Source organism: Synechococcus sp. CB0205 (assembly GCF_000179255.1).
In the GTDB taxonomy this organism is placed as follows: Bacteria; Cyanobacteriota; Cyanobacteriia; order PCC-6307; family Cyanobiaceae; genus Vulcanococcus.
Genome location: NZ_ADXM01000008.1, coordinates 14,262 through 32,359 on the forward strand (window position 1 = coordinate 14,262; position 18,098 = coordinate 32,359).

Here is an 18,098-nt window from a genome sequence, read left to right on the forward strand (position 1 = left end):
GCTCCGACAGGTTTTCGGTCACAATGCGCCCATGACAAGCACTCCACCAGGAAGCAACCCAGCGGCCACCCCCAGCGACCGCCTCTGGCTGCGCTCGGAGCTCATGGGCACCCAGGTGATCACCCGGGACACCGGCCGGCGTCTGGGTGTGGTGGGCGAAGTTGTGGTGGATATCGACCGCCGCGAGGTGGTCTCCCTGGGCCTGCGGGACAACCCGCTCACGCGTTTTCTGCCGGGCCTGCCCCGCTGGATGCCCCTCGAGAGCATCCGCCAAGTGGGCGATGTGATCCTGGTGGATTCGGCCGACTCCCTCTCGGAGAACTTCGATCCGGACCGTTATTCCCGGGTGATCAACTGCCAGGTGATCACTGAATCCGGGGAGCAGCTGGGCCGCGTGCTGGGCTTCAGCTTTGACATCGAGACCGGCGAACTCACCACCCTGGTGCTCGGAGCCGTTGGTGTCCCGCTGCTCGGCGAGGGGGTGCTCAGCACCTGGGAGCTGACCGTTGAAGAGATCGTCAGCAGCGGTCCCGATCGAATCATTGTTTATGAGGGCGCCGAGGAGAAGCTCAAGCAGCTCGGCACCGGCCTGCTCGAGAAGCTCGGCGTCGGTGGCCCCAGCTGGGAGCAGGAGGAACGCGAGCGCTATCGCCTGAACATGGTTCCCGTCGAGAACCAACTGGCCGCGGGGCAACCCACCGCCCAGGAGGAGCAGCGCCGCATCGAGCCGGCCACCAACCGCCGTTTCGAACCGGAAGAGGACTACGACTATGTCGAGGTGGAGCAGCGCCGCGAACGCGAGCCCCTGCGCCAGCGCCGCTATCTCGATGAGGAGCCCGCACCGCGCCGCTATGTGCGTGATGAGTCCCCCTTGGACGTCGAGCCCTATGAGCCCTTCGATGAGCGGGCACCCCTGCCGCGGCGGCGGGAGCCCTCCGGCGGCGGCGATCCCTGGTGAGGGAAGGGCCTAGCCCTTCTCCTCCTCAAAATTCAGGGACGCGGAATTGACGCAGTAGCGCAGCCCGGTGGGCGTGGGACCGTCATTGAAAACGTGACCCAGGTGGGCATCGCAGTTCGCGCACTTGATCTCGGTGCGGACCATGCCGTGGCTGGTGTCCGAGTGGGTGCTCATGGCGCCCTCCTTGGCCCCATCCCAGAAGCTCGGCCAGCCGGTGCCGGAGTTGAACTTGGTCTCAGAGCTGAACAGCTCACTGCCGCAGCAAACGCAGCGGTACATCCCCTTGGCCTTGTTGTCCCAGTAGATCCCGGTGAAGGCCCGCTCGGTCCCGCCCATGCGGGCCACCTGGAATTGCTCAGGGGTGAGCTTCTCGCGCCATTGCTCGTTGTCGTGCTGGGCGGCGTCAGCCATCGCTTGGAAGCCTGGGAAACCCGCTCAAGCTAGGCAGCGCCAGCAGAAGGCGGCGGCAGCAATTCCCGCACCATCCCAGCCAGAGCCGCCACGGCCCCGGGCTGCCCCCGCAGGCTGCGCAGGTCCTCCCGCATCCCCTCCAGGCGCTGCGGATGGGCCAGCCAATCGGCGGCCTCAGCGGCGATCTCCTGGGGTGTGATCGCCCCGACCCGCTCGGGGACCACCTGGCGGCCTGCGGAGATGTTGGGCCAGGCCAAGAAGCCGTGGTTGCGCATCCGCCAGGCCGTCAAGGCCGCCCCCAGCAGCCAACGCAAGAAGGGCAGGCGGGCGAGGATTCCAATGCCCCCATCCCAGGCCTGCATCACATGCAAGTGCTGGGTCGGCACCAGCACGATCATCGGCACCCCCAGGGCACCCAACTCCGCGGTGTTCGCCCCGACGGTGGTCAGGGCCAGTTGGCATTGACTCAGCACCCCGTGGGCTGGCTGCTCCTCCACCAAGCGGATCCGCGAGCCGGCGGGGGTCACCAAGTCATAGCCCTCCAGCACCGGCTCACCCGAGCCGTAGTGCTGCGCGATCGGATTCGCCGCACTGCCGTAGGCCAGCAACTCCTGAACACTGGTGGTCGGAGCCACAGGCAGCAGAAAGCGGATACCAGGCCGCTGGGCCGCCAGACGATCAGCGGCCTCCAGCAAAAACGGCACGCCCACCTGCAACTTGGCGCGTTTGGAACCGGGCATCAACGCCACCCATTCCCCCTGGGGCAAGGGGCGCTCTGAGCGCGCGGCCTCCGAGAGATCCGCCATCAGGTCACCGACCACCTGGCAGCGGGGTTGCCAACGCCGCGCTAGGCGATCCGCCGCCGCCGGCCCCATGGCCGCAATCCGGTCGTTCCAGCGGGGCCAGCGCGCCACCCATTCGGCATAGGTGATGTGGCGATAGCCCAGGCGCGCTGAGAGCAGCACGGTCCAGAACTGATCGCCCCCGAGGAACACCACAACGCCACGACGGGGCCAACGGCCCAAGCGCTGGGGCCTGAGCAACAGGCTCCAGAAGCACTTGGCCGGACTGATCCGCTCAAACAAGCCCATCCGATCCGCCACCTGGTGCTCAATGCCCGTGGCATTGGGGCAGGGCACCAAGACCAACTGCAGGGCCATCGGCGCCCCAGGCGTCAGGGGCCGCAGGGGCAACTCACGGTGCAACCGCTGGGCCAGGGGCCGCACCCAGGTGGCCAGCTCACCAGGGCCATTGCAGACCAAGACGATGCAGGCATCGCCGTGTGGATTGGGCTCAGCGGCGGCAGGCTTCACGCTGCGGAGCTCTGAACGATGCGGATGGCGAGACTTGAACTCGCAAGACCGAAGTCACACGCCCCTCAAACGTGCGTGTCTACCAATTCCACCACATCCGCGTGGTAGTGAGCGTCCAAGCCAAAACGAAGTCCTGGTCTGGAATCTCGGGGGGAGTCCACCACCGAAAAACGGTGGCGTGAGGGGTGCAGCACTGATGCACTGCCCAGGCAATATACCCATCGCCTGACCCCGCCCAGCAAGGGGATGGGCCCAGTCATCACTGATACAGTCCACCCGGCCCGCCCTGCCGGATTCGCCGGACTGCCACTGGATGCCCATCGGCAAACTGCTGATCGCCAACCGCGGCGAAATTGCTCTTCGGATCCTGCGCAGCTGCCGGGAATTAGGAATCCCCACCGTCGCCGTCTACAGCACGGTCGACCGCAACGCCCTGCACGTCCAGCTCGCTGATGAAGCGGTCTGCATCGGCGATGCACCCAGCAGCAAGAGCTATCTCAATATCCCCAACATCCTGGCGGCCGCTACCTCCCGGGGTGCCGATGCGATCCACCCCGGATACGGCTTCCTGGCGGAAAACGACAAGTTCGCCGAGATCTGCGCTGACCACGGCCTGACCTTTGTCGGACCCTCGCCGGACTCCATCCGCTCAATGGGCGACAAGTCCACGGCCAAGGCCACCATGCAGAAGGTGGGCGTTCCCACCATCCCCGGCAGTGAAGGGCTGCTGGAGAACGTGGATGAAGCCAGGACCCTGGCGGAATCCATGGGCTATCCCGTGATGATCAAAGCCACCGCCGGTGGAGGTGGCCGCGGGATGCGCCTGGTCCCCTCAGCGGACCAACTCGACAACCTCTTCAAGGCCGCCCAGGGCGAAGCGGAAGCCGCCTTTGGCAACCCCGGCCTCTACATGGAGAAATTCATCGACCGGCCCCGGCACGTCGAAGTGCAGGTGCTGGCCGACCGCCACGGCAACGTCGTCCACGTCGGAGAGCGGGACTGCTCGATTCAGCGGCGCCACCAAAAACTACTGGAAGAGGCCCCCAGCGTCGCCATCAATGCTGAGCTGCGTCGCCGCATGGGAGACGCAGCGGTCGCGGCAGCCCGCACCATCGGCTACGAGGGCGCCGGCACCGTGGAGTTCCTGGTGGATCGCACCGGCAACTTCTATTTCATGGAGATGAACACCCGGATCCAGGTGGAGCATCCCGTCACCGAGATGGTGAGCGGGGTCGACCTGATTGCCGAGCAGCTGCGGATCGCCGGCGGCGAGCCCATCTCCTTTAGCCAAGAGGAGATCAAACTCACTGGCCATGCGATCGAGGTCCGCATCAACGCCGAGGACCCGCGCCAGAACTTCCGGCCCGCCCCCGGCAAAATCACCGGCTGGCTTCCCCCCGGCGGCCCAGGCGTCCGTTTCGATAGCCACGTCTACACGGGCTATGAGATCCCACCCTTCTATGACTCCCTGATCGGCAAGCTGATCGTCTGGGGTAAGGATCGCGACCACGCCCTCAAGCGGCTCAAGCGCGCCCTGGCGGAATGCGCCGTCACCGGCATTCCCACCACGATCGAATTCCACCTGCAATTGCTGGAGCGCCCGGAATTCATCTCCGGCGACGTCCACACCAAGTTCGTGGAGCAGGAGATGCTGCCGAACGGCTAGGCCGGCAGCACGCTCAGGCGCATCACCATCTGGGTCAAGAGGCCCTGCTGCCCCACCAGCAGCTCGCGGATCAGGCTGACCAGTCCGACCCAGATCACCGGGGTGACATCGACGCCGCCAATCGGCGCAATCAGCTTGCGGCTCAGCGCCAGAACCGGCTCAGTCGGGACGGCCACAATCCGCAAGACACCCTGGCTGAGATCGACCTGGGGATACCAGGTCAGGACGATCCGGAACAGGAACAGCAGGGTCCAAGCCGACAGCAACAGGCCCAGGCCCATGGTGAAGGGGGGCAGCACCAGACGGAGCAGTTCCAGGCTGGAGCCATCGGGTCCCGTCACAAAGCTCTAAGCAGCTGCTCCGCAATCGTAGGAAGTTGCCATCACTGCCTAGGATTGCCCGCGGATTCGGCACTGTCATGACCCCTTCCCTCGCCAATTTTCTGAGCAGCCTTGTCTGGGGCGCCGTGATCGTGGTCATCCCTGTGGCAGCCGCCGTGATCCTGATCAGCCAGAACGACCGCGTTGATCGCAAGCTCTGATCCCTCTGCGGGACTGCTCCGGCAGCTGCTGGCCTCGACGCCGGGCCTACAGTGACCTGAAAGGGCAAATCGATCTGTGGTTAACGCCAGCCTGAATTGGGCCAGCATTGTCGGGATCGTGCTGGCCGTCGGCGGGGCTCTCCTCTACTTCATGAGGAGCTTCAAGCCGGCTCTGGCGCGCGACTACGACGTGTTTTTTGCCGCCGTTGGGCTTCTCTGCGGCGGCATTCTCTTTTTTCAAGGCTGGCGCCTTGATCCGATCCTCCAGTTCGGTCAGTTCCTGCTGGCCGCTACCACCGTCTTCTTCGGCTACGAGAGCGTTCGGCTGCGTGGCGTGACGACGGAGCAGGCCCGCCGCTCGTCCTACTTTGACGACGACGAGGAACCCGCGCCCCGGCCCCGCATGGGTGGTGGTCGCGATTTCCGTGATGACGCCGATCGTTTCGACGATCCCCAGCCGCTTCGGCGTCGGATTCGCTCCCGCGACGACAGCTACGGCGAGCGTGAAGAAGACGACTTCTACCGCTCCCGTCGTCCAGCCCGAGCAGCCATCCCCGAGCGGGCCGCCTCCCGCGATGACTGGCAGGGTCAGGACCGATCGGCCCGCCCAGCGCGCGAACCTGAACAGTCCAGCCGCTTCCGCGCCGGTGGAGCCCAAGCTGGCTCAGCAGAATTCGGCAGCCGCCGCCAAGGTCGCGAGGACATGCGCCGCGGCAGCCGCCCCAACAGCCGGCCCGAGGAGATGCCCCGCTCCAGCCGGCGCGGCAGCCCCATGAGCTCCCCCGCTCCTGAAGCAAGCCGCAGCCCCAGCAATCCCGGCGTTCCCCAGGGCGCTCCCTATCAGGCCACTTCTGCGAAACCTGAGGCGGATGCCGGCGTGAGTGACGCTGAGTTCCGTCCCGTTCGCCCCGCCGCTGGCGGTGCCCCTCGCGACAACAGCTCCCGTTTCGACGACTGAGGCCCTTGCCCGCCAAAGCGTTGGTGCTGGCTGGCTTGCTGCTGGCCATCGGCGGCTGCGGCCTGCGCCGCCAGAGCGCCAGCCCCCTGGGGCTCAACGGCGCTGAGAACCGCGAACAACCAGCGCTGAGCGGCGATGGTCGCCTTCTGGCCTCCCTGGTGGAGCGCGGCGGGCGGACCACCGTCCTGCTGCAGGAACGGCGGAGCGGCAAAGTTCTGCCCCTGCGCCACCTGAAGCGGCATCAACCCCACAGCTCCCCCTCCCTGAGTTGGAACGGCCGTTACCTCGCCCTGCTGATCCAGCGGGGGGCGCGCCGGGAGGCGGTGATTGAAGATCGGGCCAGCGGAGCACTGCAGCCCCTCTTCCTGCCGGGCAACGCCGAACCCAGGCGGCTCAGCCTGGCCCCCGATGCCCGTCAACTGGCGGTGGAGCTCACCTCCCAGGGCAGCACCCGACTGCAGATCTACGACCTCAGCGGACTGCTGGAGCCGGACCTCGCCCCAGGGCAGCGCGAGAGCGGCGGCGGGCCAGGAGTCGAGCCTTGATCCGTCTTCTGCTCAGTGCTGGCGCGACGCTGCTGCTGCTCAGCGGCTGTACTGGCGGACGTCTGCGCCCCCTACCAGGACTGAACCAGCAACTCAACCAACTGGGGCAGGGCCGGAGCCCCTCGCTGGCGGGGGGATGGCTGGCCCTGATCGCCGCACGCGGCAATGGACGCGTGCAGGTGCAGCTGATCGACGTCAAGCGCCGTAACCCGGTCCCCTTACCGGGACTGAATCGCCCCGATGCTTTGCCGATCAGCGTTGCGGTCGATCAAAACGCTGAACGGCTAGCGGTCGTGCGCCAACGGGAGGACCGCACGGAATTGGTGCTCTACAAGCGCAGCCTCCAGGCCACGCAGCTGCTGCCGATGGAGCCCGCCGGGGTTCCGCGCCAGGTCAGCTTCAGTGCCGATGGGCGCGTGCTGGCGGTGGAGGTCAGCCGCGGCGGGCTCTGGCAGATCGATCTCCTGGAGATTCCCTGAGGGAACCTCAGCCCACAAAACCAGCCCAGCGCAGGAAGGTCTCCCCACTGAGCGCCTCAACCACGAGAATCGCCACGAAACCAACCATCGCGAAGCGACCGTTCACCCGCTCGGCGTAGCCACTCCAACCAAAGGCAGGAGCGTCGTTGGTGGTGGCGCTGGTCACGGGGACCTCGGGCGTCTCGGACATCGTCGGATCAGGCTCCTTGGCTGAAGTCATAGCTGGTGGCGGGAATCAGCTTCCATCCCCCCTGGCCATCGAGCTCGAGCACCAGGTCGTGGAAGCTCTTGAGGCTAGGGCGGTGACCCACGCTCACAAAGGCCATCTCCCGTTGGGAGAGCAGCTCATAGAGGTGCTTCTCGGTGGCCACGTCCAAGGCGCTGGTGGCCTCATCCAGCACGACAAAGCGCGGGGAATTCAGCAGCAGGCGGGCGAACGCCAGGCGCTGCTGCTCACCCAGGGACAGCAGCCGCGGCCAGTCCTGCTTGATGTCGAAATCCGGGTAGCGCTGCACCAAGGCCGACAGCCGCACCTCGTTGAGGACGCTGCGGAGGTGCTCATCGCTGAAGCGCTGGGGCTCCTGGGGATAGCAAAGCTGCTCCCGCAGGCTGCCCAAAATCATGTAGGGCTTCTGGGGGATGAACAGCAACTCCTGGTGGGGGGGGCGCTGGACCTCACCGCGGGCAGCGGGCCAAAGGCCACTGACCAGGCGCAGGAACGAGGTCTTGCCGCAACCGCTGGGACCAACGACAAGCACCCGCTGCCCCGGCCCCACCTCCAAGCTGAGGTCCTCAATCAGACGCCGATCGCTGTTGGGGGGCACCAGATCCACGTGGCGCACCAACAGGGAACCCGAGGCCCCAGTGCTGGATTGCTCCTCGCTTAAGCGCTGCTGCTCAGCATTGACCTCACTGATGGCCTCGACCTTGCCCTGGAACCCCTCCAGGCGGCTAATGGACGCCGAGAAGGCCGCCAGGCGATCGATGTTGTTCACGATGAAACTCACCGAGAACAACACCTGGGAGAAAGCAATACCGGACTGGGCAAAGACGCCGAAATCCACCTCCTTGGCGAAGTAAATCGGAGCGATCACCAGCCAGGGCAAAAAGCGCGAGAAGTAGTCATAGGAGCGCTGAATCACGCTGATCAGCGCCTCCCAAACAATCAGCTTGTTGTAGTTCTGAATCGCGCCACCCAGGCGGCGCTCTGCCTCCCGTGATTCCTGCTGTTCACCGCGGTAGAAGGCGATCGACTCGGCGTTGTCCCGAATATGGACCAGGCCGTAGCGGAAGTCCGCCTCCAGCCTCAACTGGTCATAGTTCAGGGCCACCAGCTTGCGGCTAGCGAAGACGATCACGGCGGTGCCGCCCAGGGAATAAATCAGCAGCCACAGGGCCAGAGTGGAGCTGATCGTCCAGAGCACCACAATGAAGCTCAGGAAGGTCAAGACAGCGGAGACCACCTCAACGCTGACGCTCAGGCTGGTGCCGGTGAAACTCGCGGTGTCCTGGGAAATCCGTTGGTCCGGGTTATCAATCTCTTCAGCCGCCTCATCATTGGGATTGAGGACGTAGTAGGCCCGATTGGTCAGATAGCGGCGCAACAGGCGACCACTGAGCCACTCCCGCCAGAGCAAACCCAAGCGAGGGATCAGATAGCTCTGTAGAGCGCGAATCGGCAGGGCCAGCACCAGGCAAAAGGCATAGATCGCGACGATCTGCCAGAACTCCTCGACCTTGTAGGTGACGAGTGCGTTTTCAACGTTGCGGGCGACGTAGCTAATGCCGACGTTGATGCCGTTGATCACCAAGATCAACAGGGTGATCACCCCCAGCAGCACCCAGGGGAGCCAGCGCCCCTGACGCAACTTGCTGCGCAGGGAGACAAAACTGCCGATCCCTGCGGCAAACAGCACCATCAAGATGGGGCCGGCAGGGCTCGCCCAGAGGGCGGCGATCTGCTGGGGAACCCCCGGCAGGAAGCGGGCCTGGAACTCGGGGATCAGCGCACCGCTGAGGGCCAGCACCCCGCTGAGCAGCAGCAGGGTGCTGCCGGCCACCACCGCGAGCAGGGCAACGATCAGCAGCAGGAACTGCCAACCGCTGGTCTCCTCGACGGGAAGGAAATAGGGCTGAGCCAGCCGCTGCAGCTTGATGAGCTGACGGCGGAAGGCCTGCAGGGGATTCATGACGGCGTTCAGATGCCGTCATTCTCGCCGCTGGGTACTCAGCCTGGAGGCCAAGCCAAGGGACGGCCACCAATCAGGTGCACATGCAGGTGAAAGACGGTCTGGCCGGCCTCCTCACCGCTATTGATCACCGTTCGAAAACCGCTCAGTCCCTCCTGCTTGGCCACCTTGGCGGCCACCAGCAGCAGATGGCCCAGCAACTGCTCCTGGCTGGCCTCGGCCTCCGCCAGGTTGACGACGTGCTCGCGGGGAATCACCAGGACGTGCACCGGTGCCTGCGGAGCCACGTCGCGGAAGGCCAGGCACTGCTCATCGGCATAGACCTGATCGCACGGGATCTCCCCCCGCAGAATGCGGCCAAAAATCGTGTCGTTGCTGGCGAGGTCAGCGGCGTCGGCCATGGGCTGGTGAAACAGCGGTGGAACGTCTATAGAGCGCTGTCCATGAGCCGATGCTGGCACGATCAAGCACCGCCGCGTTAGCGGGAATCGAGGCCTACCCCGTCCAGGTCGAGGTGGATCTCGCCCCGGGACTCCCGGCCCTGGTGATCGTCGGTCTGGCCGATGCAGCCGTTCAGGAATCCAGGGAGCGGGTGCGCTCGGCCCTGCGCAACAGCGGCCTACGGCTGCCCCTCTCGCGGGTGATCGTCAGCCTGGCGCCGGCCGACCGGCGCAAACAGGGCCCCAGCTTTGATCTCCCCATCGCCCTCGCCCTGGCCTGTGCCAGCGGGCAGCTCGAGCCCGCGCGACTGGAGGGGATCTGGTGTTGCGGAGAGCTGGGTCTCGATGGCCAGTTACGACCGATCCGCGGCGCCCTCTCCATCGCCCTGGCCGCCCAGCGGGCGGGGGCCCGGGCCCTGCTGGTCCCCCAGGCCAACGGCCCTGAGGCTCGCCTGATCAGCGGCCTGGAGGTGCGCCCAGTCAGCAGCCTGTGCGAAGCGCTCGAGGCACTGCAGCCGGACTACAGCCCCGGCCCGCTGCAGCCCTCAAGCGACACACCACAGCCCACGCCGATTCCCGTGGACCTGCAGGAGATCCAGGGCCAGGCCCACGGCCGGCGGGCCCTGGAGATCGCCGCGGCCGGGGGCCATCACCTCCTGCTGGTCGGCCCGCCCGGTTGCGGCAAAACCCTGCTGGCCCAGAGCCTGGCCGGACTGCTGCCGCCCCTCAGCCCACCGGAGCAGCTGGAGATCACCCAGCTCTATTCGATTGCAGGAGAACTGGAGCAACTGGGCGGATTGATCCGGACCCGGCCCTTCCGCAGCCCGCACCACAGCTGCTCAAGCGCGGCACTCCTGGGCGGCGGCAGTTGCCCAAGGCCTGGGGAATTGGCCCTGGCCCACCGGGGCGTGCTCTTTCTCGATGAGCTGGGGGAGTTCCGCCGCGATGTGCTCAATCAACTGCGGCAACCGCTCGAGCAGGGAACCCTCCGGCTCAGCCGGGCCAAGCAGCAGCTCCACTACCCCTGCTGCATCAGCCTGGTGGCCGCCACCAACCCCTGTCCCTGCGGCTGGTACGGCGACCCGGAGCACGACTGCAGCTGCACCACATCCGAGCGCCAGCGCTACTGGGGCCGGCTCTCGGGCCCATTGCTCGATCGCATCGACCTCCAGGTCGTGATGCAACGGGTGCCCGCGCAGGTCCTGCGGCAGGGCTACAGCGCCTGCATCGAGCGGAGGCCGCCGGAATCGACAGCCTCCGCCTCCCAGCGCATCCAGCAGGCGCGCCTGCGCATGAAGCAGCGCAATCCAGGTGCAGGGAGCAACCACAGGCTCAGCGCCCGCGACCTGCGCGATACGGGCGCGTTCAGCCAGGAAACTCTGGCCCTTTGGGAGCAGGTTGTGGCCGCTCGGACGCTCTCAGCCCGCAGCGGCCAGCGGCTGCTGAGCGTGGCCCGAACGATCGCGGATCTCAACGGCGACGATCAGGTTGGGCCCCAAGCCGTGGCCGAGGCCCTGACCTACCGCAGCTTTACGGCCTAGTGCTTGTGGGGCGGGGTATCGCGATAGGGCTGAACGCCCACGTTGGGGGGCAGGTGCTGCCGCTCCTCGAGGGGATTGCCAAAGGCATTGCCCACGCTCTTGCCAAACCAGCGGTTGATGGCACTGATTAACTGCTTCACAGCGCACCTCGACGGAGACCTTCTCCATCATTGGTAGCCATGAAAAAAGCGGGAATCGGTGTTTCTACCGATTCCCGCAGGGACGCTTGGGCTGAAGCCGAGGCTCAGCGGCGGCGGCGGCGCTGTTGGGCTTTGCGCTTGTACTTCTCGACGGGGGTCTCGTGGTGACGCAGGCGCTTGAGATCGGCGAAGATCCCGGCCTTGGAGACCTGGCGCTTGAAGCGGCGCAGTGCCGACTCAATGCCCTCGTTCTCGCCGACGGTGACCTGGGTCATAAAACCGATCTAGGAATTTTGCAGTTTGAAGATGGTAGCAAGTGCTCTTCACCAGAGCCCTGGGACAGGAGCCTCAGGCGCTGGTTGATCACCGGTGGTCGCGGGCTGCTCCGCCGCAGGCCAGCTGTCCCGGTAGATGTACACGTGCCCCAGGTTGCGTCCACCGAACTGGCGCCGCATCAACTTCCAGCCCGGCTCGGGCTGGAGCAGCAGGTAGTCGGTGTTTTGGCTATGGCCGCCGCTGCGGGCAATCACCATCTCTGGCCCCGCACTCGGCTTGGAGGGGAACGCCATCAGCACGTTGTCCCCCTTCTCGCGCACAACACTGATGCGGTAGGTGCTGGCGAGGTCCTCCTCCCCAACCCGCAGGGAATAGCCATTGCCGTCGATGTAACGGCTGCAGATCCCCGTGAAGTCAAAACTGGAGAGCAGGGGATCGACCTTGACCGGCCCTTCCTCGGCCAGGGCAAAACAGGGACGGGTGTCCTTGCGCTGTTCGTAGATGTTCAGCTGAGCCCGTTCGCCGGTGCCGATCGGAGCCGCGACGATGACGAACTTGGTCTGGTCCACCTCCACAGCGTCAAACAACGCTTTGGCCTGCACGCCGCCAGCCATCAGGCCGGCAAGCGGAAGCAGGGCAGCCAGGGATCGGACCAGAGAAAACACAGAGTCGCTTGGGTTGCCAGGGGCTGATCGTAAAAGTGATCGCCAGCGGCGCCAGTCCCTCAGGCCGGCTTATTGATCCGGATCGCCACCAGGAGGCTGATCAGCGTTCCTGGCAGGGCCAGGCCCAAGATCGTGCCGGTGGTCTTGACCCCCAGCTCAGGGTCGCCGTAGGCCAACTCGAAGACCGAGCCAGTGGCTGCAATACCCAGCACGCAAGCCAGGGCGAGAAACAGTCCCGCCAGGGGTTTCATCGGCATCTCGAAGGCTCAGGCGATGGTGTGAACGTCGGAGCGATTAAAGCCCTTTTCATTGAGGCCCTCGACGAGCTTCTCCTCGTCGGTGACCCGATCGACGAAGAGCACGCCGTTGAGGTGATCCATCTCGTGCTGGATGCAGCGGGCCATCAGGCCATCGGCCTTCATCCGCTTGGGACGGCCAAAGGCATCGCGGTAGCTGACATCCACCACGCTGGGGCGCACCACATCCAGATAGACCCCAGGGATGCTCAAGCAACCCTCTTCATAGGTGCAGAGCCCCCCGCCGACGGAGGTGATCTCCGGGTTGATCAAGACCAAAGGAGGGCTGCTGGGATCCTCCAACTCCAGGTCAATCACCAGCAACTGCTGATTCACGCCGATCTGGGGAGCGGCCAGACCGATTCCTTTGGCGGCGTACATGCTGACGAGCATGTCGGTGGCCAGCTTCCGCACCGCGTCATCCACCTTGCCGATGCGTCGCGCCGGCTCGCGCAAAACCTCATCACCCAGCTTGTGGATGTCGTAGGGAGGGTTCTCGATGGGCTCCTTAGACACCTGCAGGCGTCCCGAGAGCTCAGCCGAGCGCGCCAACTTGGCGAAGCTATTGGCCAAGACCTGTCCTCAACGGCGTTGCGAACAGCGATTCTAGGAGGCCTAATCGGCCTGTTCCGTTGAGCCTGTCCCCACCAGCCACGCTCACTCCCCTCTCCGCCGAGGTGGTGCTGGGGAAAACCCCAAGCCTGAAAGAGCCCGTGCTGCTGGATGGGGCGCTCTATTGGCTCGAGCAGCGTCCCCACGAACAGGGGCGCACCACCTTGATGGGGCGAGCAGCCCAGGGGCAGGAGCCCCGTGAATGCACCCCGGGGGATTGGAACCTGCGCTGCCGCGTCCATGAGTACGGCGGCGGCCCCTGCGCCATCGGCCGGCGGGCCAATGGAGAGGCCGTAGCCGTGTTCGTCCATGACGCCGACCGCTGCCTCTGGCGCCTGGATCTCGATCAACCAGGGGCCGAACCGCAGCGACTGCTCACACCCCAGGGCAAGCGTTTTGAGGGGGCCCTCGGTGGCGGCCTGATCGACCGGCAGCGGGACCGCTGGATTGGCGTTCTGGAGCGCGACGGTCAAGACCACCTGGTGGCGCTACCCCTGGCCGGCGGGGAGCTGGTCGAGCTCCATCAGGCCGCGGACTTCTGCGGCTATCCCGCCCTGAGCCCCAATGGAGCGCGGCTGGCCTGGGTGGAGTGGCAGCAGCCGGCCATGCCCTGGGACTGCAGCAGCCTCTGGCTGGCGGACATTCAGGCCTCCGGCCAGCTGGGCCCCGGCCGTCGCGTCGCTGGCAGCGCTCCTGAGGACGCGGAGGCCATCTCGGTCTTTCAGCCGATCTGGGCCGGACGCGGCCTGGTGGTGGCCAATGACCGCAGCGGCTTCTGGAACCTCGAGCGCTGGTCCGCAGCCGAGCAGGACGCGCTGGAGACGCCCCGTTGGCAGCCCCTGCTGCACGAGCAGGCCGAATTCGCCATGCCCCAGTGGGTCTTTGGCATGAGCACCCATGCCTGGGATGGTGAGCGCCTGCTGGCCCTCGCCTGCCGGCAGGGCCGCTGGGAGCTCGGAGAGCTCAAGGACCAAAGCTGGCGGCCGCTCGAGCAACCCTGCAGTGATCTGGCGGGGCTCTGCGCAGAGGCGGGCCAACTGGCCTGCATCGCCAGCAGCCCCACCCACCCCTCGGGCCTGCTGGAGTTCAACCTGAAGACCGGGAGCTGGCGGCATCAACCAGCGGCCCCCTGCCCGATTGCCCAGGAGGCCATCAGCCAGCCCCAAGAGCTGTGGTTTGACGGCCACGGCGGCCAGGCCACCCAGGCCTGGTACTACCCGCCAACCGGCGGTGGCCACAGCGAGGCGCCCCTGCTGGTGAAGAGCCACAGCGGCCCGACCGCCATGGCCCGCACGGGCCTGAACCTGGCCATTCAGTTCTGGACCAGCCGCGGTTGGGGGGTGGTGGATGTGAACTACGGCGGTTCCACCGGCTTTGGCCGGGCCTACCGCGAACGACTCAACGGCCAGTGGGGCGTCGTGGATGTGGCGGACTGCGCCGCTGCGGCCCAGGCCCTGATCAAGCAGGGGCAGGCCCACCCCAAACGGGTGGCGATCGAAGGGGGCAGCGCCGGGGGCTTCACCACCCTGGCGGCCCTCTGTTTCAGCGACTGCTTCTCTGCCGGTGCCAGCCGCTACGGCGTGGCCGACCTGAGTGCCCTGGCGGAGGACACCCACCGCTTTGAGGCCCGCTACCTCGATGGCCTGGTGGGCCCGTGGCCCGAGCAACGCGCGCTCTACGCCGCCCGCTCACCCTTGAACCATGCCGAACGGATGAGCTGCCCGGTGATCTTCTTCCAGGGCCTCGAGGACGTGGTGGTCCCCCCGGAGCAAACCGAGCGGATGGCCGAGGCCCTGCGCAACAAAGGCATCCCGGTGGAGGTGCGCCTGTTCACGGAAGAGGGCCACGGCTTCCGCAAGGGCAGCACCCAAATTGAGGTCCTGGAGGCGACGGAGGCCTTCTTCCGCACGCACTTCGCCCTGTAATGGCTGAGCTTCTGCCGGGACTCTGGAGCGCTGATCTCGTCGATGGGATCAGCTGGCTCGTCCTGGCGGGGGGTGTTCTGGCGGGAATCCTGGCGACGGGCCGAGCCATTGGCCGGCGGCTACAGCTGCAGCTCTGGGGCATTCCCGAGGCCTTGGTCGCGGGCGTCTTGGGGCTACTGGTCGCCCCCAAGGGGCCCTTCCCGCTGCTGCCCGAGCACCTGATGGAGCTCTGGGCCCAACTGCCCCTGGTGCTGCTCACCTTGGTCTTCGGCTCCTTGATGCTGGGCAAGCCGCTGCCCAAGCTCTCAGGGGTGCTGAAGCCCGTGGGCGGCCATGTCTCCCTGGCACTGGTTCTGGCCTTCGGTCAGTACGTGGTGGCCGGGCTGGCGGTACTGCTAGTGCTGCAGCCCCTGCTGGGCTTCAGCCCGGTGATGGCCTGCCTGATCGAGGTGGCCTTTGAGGGGGGGCATGGCTCCGCTGCAGCCATGGGGGCGAGCTATGCGGCCCTGGGGTTTGAGAGCGGCCAGGACCTGGGCCTGGCCCTGGCCACCGTTGGCCTGCTGTCCTCGACCCTGGTGGGGGGACTGGTGGTGGTGCTCGGGCGGGCACGGGGATGGCTGGTGGCGGACCTGGCGCCGGAAGCAATTCAGGTCGCTCCAGCGGCGGTGAGCGGGGCCGAGGGCCCGAGCAATCCCTGGGCGGATTGGCTCTGCAACCTGGGCCTGGTGGGCATCGCCGTGGCCATCGGCTGGCTGCTGCAACTGCTGCTGCGGCTGGGAACAGGCTGGATCGGAGGCGGCGTCGCCACGGTGGGCCAGGCCCTGCCGGTGTTCCCGCTGGCGATCCTGGGGTCGCTGCTGGTGCGGTGGCTGCTGGAGCGCAGCGAGCGCAGCCAGTTGGCCTCCGCCCCGATCCAGAGCGAAGTGAGCACCCTGGCGGCGGATCTACTGATTGCCTCAGCCACCGCGGGGTTGAACCTGCAGTTACTCCAGGCCAACTGGCTACCGATCACCCTGCTGGCGGGAGCTGGCTTGAGCTGGAATCTGCTGATCTGCCTCTGGCTCGCGCCGAAGCTGCTGCCCAAGGACTGGTTTGAGCGGGCCCTGGTGGAATTTGGCCAGGCCACCGGCGTCGCCGCCTCAGGCCTGCTGCTGCTGCGGATGGCGGATCCGGAGAATCACAGCGACGCCCTGCCGGCCTTTTCGCTCAAGCAACTGCTGCTGCAGCCCCTGCTCTCCGGTGGGGTGATCACGGTGGTGGCCCCCCTGGCCGTGGCCGGCTGGGGACTACCGGTCTGGACCCTGGTCTGCGCAGCGGTGATGCTGGTGGCCGGGGCCGCGGGGCTCTGGATCGCTCAGCTGCCCGAGCTCGAGGAGGCCCGGTAGAGCAGGGTGCGGAACTGGTGGCGCACCTGCTCCATCTGCTCCCCACTCAGCAGAGGTGGTTCGCCGAGGGCCAGGGCCTGCAGGTAGATCCGCGCCAGGGTCTCCACCTCCACCGCCAGGGCCAGTGCCTTGTCGAGGGTGGGGCCCAACGCCACCTGACCGTGCTGGGCCATCAGGCAAGCCAGCCGTCCCTCGAGGGCCTGAACGACCCCATCGGAGAGCTCCTGGGTGCCAAAGGTGGCGTAGGGGGCGCAGCGGATGTCATGGCCACCGGCCACCGCAGTCATGTAGTGGAAGGGGGGGATGTCACGGCCATGGCAGGCCAGGGCTGTGGCGTGGATCGAATGGCAGTGCAGCACCGCCTGCACCTCCGGCCGACTCGCCAGGACATCGGCGTGCAGCCGCCACTCCGAGGAGGGCCGCCGTTGGGGGCGGCCATCGGCCGGGATGAACAGGGGCTCCCCTTTGAGATCCAGCGCCACCAGGTCACTGGGCTGCATCTGCTCATAGGGCAGGGAGCTGGGGGTGATCAGCATCCCGCCGGCGATGCGCACCGAGAGGTTGCCGGAGGTGCCCTGGTTGATGCCGCTGGCCTGCATGCGCCGGGCGCAGTCGACCAGTTGCTCGCGCAGATCCAGATCAGACATCGCCGTAGAGCTCCTGGAGGCCGGCGGCGCTGGCGGCGACCACACCCCGCTCGGTGATCAGCGCCGTGACCAGACGCGCTGGGGTGACATCAAAGGCGGGGTTGAAGCCCGGGCTGCCATCAGGGCTGAGCTGAACCGTGGTGATCGCCCCCTCGGGGCTGCGGCCCTGAATGTGGGTGACTTCCTCGGGGCTGCGAGCCTCGATTGGGATCTCGGCGACGCCGTCATCGATGGACCAGTCGATCGTCGAGGCCGGCAGGGCCACATAGAAGGGGATGTTGTTGTCCCGCGCCGCCAGGGCCTTGAGGTAGGTGCCGATCTTGTTGCAGACGTCGCCGCGGCGGGTCGTGCGGTCGGTGCCGACGATCACGGCATCCACCTGGCCGTGCTGCATCAGGTGGCCGCCGGCGTTGTCGACGATGACGGTGTGGGGCACCCCTTCGCGGCCGAGCTCATAGGCCGTGAGCGAGGCGCCCTGGTTGCGGGGGCGGGTCTCATCCACCCAGACATGAATGTCCAGGCCAGCGCGGTGGGCCTTGTAGATCGGCGCCAGGGCCGTGCCCCAATCCACCGTGGCCAACCAACCGGCATTGCAGTGGGTCAGCACATTGAGGGTCTGACCGGGCCGAGCGGCCGCCAGCTCCTGGAAGAGCGCCAGGCCGTGCTCGCCGATGGCCTCGCACATGGCTACGTCCTCATCGGCGATGGCGCCGGCCTCAACCTGGGCCGCCTCGGCCCGCTCAGCCGGGGGCAGCGGCGCCACCCGATCACGAACGCGCTCGAGAGCCCAGCGCAGGTTGACCGCCGTCGGGCGGGTGGCATTGAGCTGATCAAAGGCCGCCGCCAGGGAGGCATCGCTGGGGTCGACCTGCAGGGCGAGCATCAGGCCGTAGGCCCCTGTGACACCGATCAGGGGGGCACCGCGCACGACCATCGTGCGGATGGCCTCGGCCGCTTCATCGCAGCTGCGCAGGGTGCGGGTGGTGAACTGATGCGGCAATTGGATCTGATCGATGACCCCGATCGAGCGGCCACCCGGCTCCAGCCAGATGGTGCGCCAGGCCTGGCCGTCGATCTTCATGGGTACCGATTGACTGCACCGATCATCCCC

The 18,098-nt window shown here is 66.6% G+C and carries 22 protein-coding genes and 1 tRNA gene; 9 read left to right on the plus strand and 14 right to left on the minus strand.

Features of this window, described 5'->3' with window-relative positions; genetic code table 11:
- Nucleotides 1–31: 31 nt before the first annotated feature.
- Nucleotides 32–958 carry a PRC-barrel domain-containing protein gene (locus tag CB0205_RS0100375; protein WP_010312992.1) on the plus strand — a complete coding sequence of 309 codons (927 nt, stop codon included), beginning with the start codon at nt 32–34 and terminating at the stop codon, nt 956–958.
- Nucleotides 959–967: 9 nt separating this feature from the next.
- Here the strand turns inward: CB0205_RS0100375 and msrB are convergent, their stop codons facing one another.
- The 3 genes from msrB to CB0205_RS0100390 all read right to left on the minus strand — a co-directional run bounded on the left by msrB (nt 968) and on the right by CB0205_RS0100390 (nt 2,783).
- Nucleotides 968–1,369, minus strand: coding sequence for a peptide-methionine (R)-S-oxide reductase MsrB (gene msrB, locus CB0205_RS0100380; protein WP_010312994.1), 402 nt, complete (start codon nt 1,367–1,369; stop codon nt 968–970).
- A gap of 29 nt (nt 1,370–1,398) precedes the next feature.
- The gene (locus CB0205_RS0100385; RefSeq protein WP_010312996.1) at nt 1,399–2,682 is read right to left on the minus strand and encodes a putative lipid A disaccharide synthetase; all 1,284 of its coding nucleotides are present in this window, start codon (nt 2,680–2,682) and stop codon (nt 1,399–1,401) included.
- 19 nt (nt 2,683–2,701) lie between these two features.
- Nucleotides 2,702–2,783: transfer RNA gene (locus CB0205_RS0100390), tRNA-Leu, on the minus strand.
- Between the two features lie 212 nt (nt 2,784–2,995).
- Here CB0205_RS0100390 and accC point away from each other — a divergent pair.
- Nucleotides 2,996–4,348, plus strand: a complete 1,353-nt coding sequence (gene accC / locus CB0205_RS0100395; protein WP_010312998.1) for an acetyl-CoA carboxylase biotin carboxylase subunit — start codon at nt 2,996–2,998, stop codon at nt 4,346–4,348.
- Here the strand turns inward: accC and CB0205_RS0100400 are convergent.
- Nucleotides 4,345–4,629 carry a YggT family protein gene (locus tag CB0205_RS0100400; RefSeq protein WP_050778398.1) on the minus strand — a complete coding sequence of 95 codons (285 nt, stop codon included), beginning with the start codon at nt 4,627–4,629 and terminating at the stop codon, nt 4,345–4,347. The genes accC and CB0205_RS0100400 overlap by 4 nt on opposite strands.
- 137 nt (nt 4,630–4,766) lie before the next feature.
- Here CB0205_RS0100400 and psbX point away from each other — a divergent pair, with 137 nt between their 5' ends.
- The 4 genes from psbX (at nt 4,767) to CB0205_RS0100420 (ending at nt 6,871) form a co-directional block, all read left to right on the plus strand.
- Nucleotides 4,767–4,889 carry a photosystem II reaction center X protein gene (gene psbX / locus CB0205_RS0100405; RefSeq protein ID WP_010313012.1) on the plus strand — a complete coding sequence of 41 codons (123 nt, stop codon included), beginning with the start codon at nt 4,767–4,769 and terminating at the stop codon, nt 4,887–4,889.
- Between the two features lie 76 nt (nt 4,890–4,965).
- Nucleotides 4,966–5,847, plus strand: coding sequence for a Ycf66 family protein (locus CB0205_RS0100410; RefSeq protein WP_010313013.1), 882 nt, complete (start codon nt 4,966–4,968; stop codon nt 5,845–5,847).
- 5 nt (nt 5,848–5,852) lie between these two features.
- Nucleotides 5,853–6,392, plus strand: coding sequence for a hypothetical protein (locus CB0205_RS0100415; protein ID WP_010313014.1), 540 nt, complete (start codon nt 5,853–5,855; stop codon nt 6,390–6,392).
- Nucleotides 6,389–6,871 (plus strand): hypothetical protein, encoded by a 483-nt coding sequence (locus CB0205_RS0100420; RefSeq protein ID WP_010313015.1) that lies wholly within the window; start codon nt 6,389–6,391, stop codon nt 6,869–6,871. The genes CB0205_RS0100415 and CB0205_RS0100420 overlap by 4 nt, the downstream gene beginning before the upstream one ends.
- Before the next feature lie 7 nt (nt 6,872–6,878).
- Here CB0205_RS0100420 and CB0205_RS0100425 read toward each other — a convergent pair whose 3' ends face one another.
- Genes CB0205_RS0100425 through CB0205_RS0100435 form a run of 3 tightly spaced genes read right to left on the minus strand, consistent with a single transcriptional unit; the run spans nt 6,879 to nt 9,461 of the window.
- The gene (locus tag CB0205_RS0100425) at nt 6,879–7,061 is read right to left on the minus strand and encodes a chlorophyll a/b-binding protein (RefSeq protein ID WP_010313016.1); all 183 of its coding nucleotides are present in this window, start codon (nt 7,059–7,061) and stop codon (nt 6,879–6,881) included.
- Nucleotides 7,062–7,068: 7 nt separating this feature from the next.
- A complete protein-coding gene (locus CB0205_RS0100430) occupies nt 7,069–9,060 on the minus strand; it encodes an ABC transporter ATP-binding protein/permease (protein ID WP_010313017.1) in 1,992 nt (663 codons plus the stop codon).
- Nucleotides 9,061–9,098: 38 nt separating this feature from the next.
- Nucleotides 9,099–9,461 carry a histidine triad nucleotide-binding protein gene (locus CB0205_RS0100435; RefSeq protein WP_010313018.1) on the minus strand — a complete coding sequence of 121 codons (363 nt, stop codon included), beginning with the start codon at nt 9,459–9,461 and terminating at the stop codon, nt 9,099–9,101.
- 50 nt (nt 9,462–9,511) lie between these two features.
- Here CB0205_RS0100435 and CB0205_RS0100440 point away from each other — a divergent pair, with 50 nt between their 5' ends.
- Nucleotides 9,512–11,041 (plus strand): YifB family Mg chelatase-like AAA ATPase, encoded by a 1,530-nt coding sequence (locus CB0205_RS0100440; RefSeq protein WP_010313020.1) that lies wholly within the window; start codon nt 9,512–9,514, stop codon nt 11,039–11,041.
- Here CB0205_RS0100440 and CB0205_RS15765 read toward each other — a convergent pair.
- The 5 genes from CB0205_RS15765 to def all read right to left on the minus strand — a co-directional run bounded on the left by CB0205_RS15765 (nt 11,038) and on the right by def (nt 12,991).
- The gene (locus CB0205_RS15765; RefSeq protein ID WP_010313022.1) at nt 11,038–11,181 is read right to left on the minus strand and encodes a hypothetical protein; all 144 of its coding nucleotides are present in this window, start codon (nt 11,179–11,181) and stop codon (nt 11,038–11,040) included. The genes CB0205_RS0100440 and CB0205_RS15765 overlap by 4 nt on opposite strands.
- A gap of 104 nt (nt 11,182–11,285) precedes the next feature.
- Entirely contained in the window at nt 11,286–11,456 is a 171-nt protein-coding gene (gene rpsU, locus CB0205_RS0100450) for a 30S ribosomal protein S21 (protein WP_010304532.1), read from the minus strand.
- 48 nt (nt 11,457–11,504) lie between these two features.
- Complete coding sequence (locus tag CB0205_RS0100455; protein ID WP_010313024.1) at nt 11,505–12,122, minus strand: DUF3747 domain-containing protein; 618 nt, start codon at nt 12,120–12,122, stop codon at nt 11,505–11,507.
- Between the two features lie 59 nt (nt 12,123–12,181).
- Entirely contained in the window at nt 12,182–12,379 is a 198-nt protein-coding gene (locus tag CB0205_RS0100460; protein WP_010313026.1) for a hypothetical protein, read from the minus strand.
- A 9-nt stretch (nt 12,380–12,388) separates the two neighbouring features.
- Nucleotides 12,389–12,991: a peptide deformylase gene (gene def / locus CB0205_RS0100465; protein ID WP_010313028.1), complete on the minus strand. Its 603-nt coding sequence runs from the start codon at nt 12,989–12,991 to the stop codon at nt 12,389–12,391.
- Between the two features lie 59 nt (nt 12,992–13,050).
- Between def and CB0205_RS0100470 the strand changes: the two genes are divergently transcribed.
- Both CB0205_RS0100470 and CB0205_RS0100475 read left to right on the plus strand, forming a co-directional pair.
- A complete protein-coding gene (locus CB0205_RS0100470) occupies nt 13,051–14,955 on the plus strand; it encodes a prolyl oligopeptidase family serine peptidase (protein WP_010313029.1) in 1,905 nt (634 codons plus the stop codon).
- A complete protein-coding gene (locus CB0205_RS0100475; protein ID WP_010313031.1) occupies nt 14,955–16,340 on the plus strand; it encodes a sodium/glutamate symporter in 1,386 nt (461 codons plus the stop codon). Before CB0205_RS0100470 ends, CB0205_RS0100475 begins: the two co-directional genes overlap by 1 nt.
- Here CB0205_RS0100475 and CB0205_RS0100480 read toward each other — a convergent pair.
- Together CB0205_RS0100480 and mtnA are read right to left on the minus strand one after the other, a co-directional pair.
- The gene (locus CB0205_RS0100480) at nt 16,310–16,987 is read right to left on the minus strand and encodes a class II aldolase/adducin family protein (protein WP_010313034.1); all 678 of its coding nucleotides are present in this window, start codon (nt 16,985–16,987) and stop codon (nt 16,310–16,312) included. The genes CB0205_RS0100475 and CB0205_RS0100480 overlap by 31 nt on opposite strands.
- Nucleotides 16,980–18,068 (minus strand): S-methyl-5-thioribose-1-phosphate isomerase, encoded by a 1,089-nt coding sequence (gene mtnA / locus CB0205_RS0100485; protein ID WP_010313036.1) that lies wholly within the window; start codon nt 18,066–18,068, stop codon nt 16,980–16,982. Before mtnA ends, CB0205_RS0100480 begins: the two co-directional genes overlap by 8 nt.
- Nucleotides 18,069–18,098 lie beyond the last annotated feature (30 nt).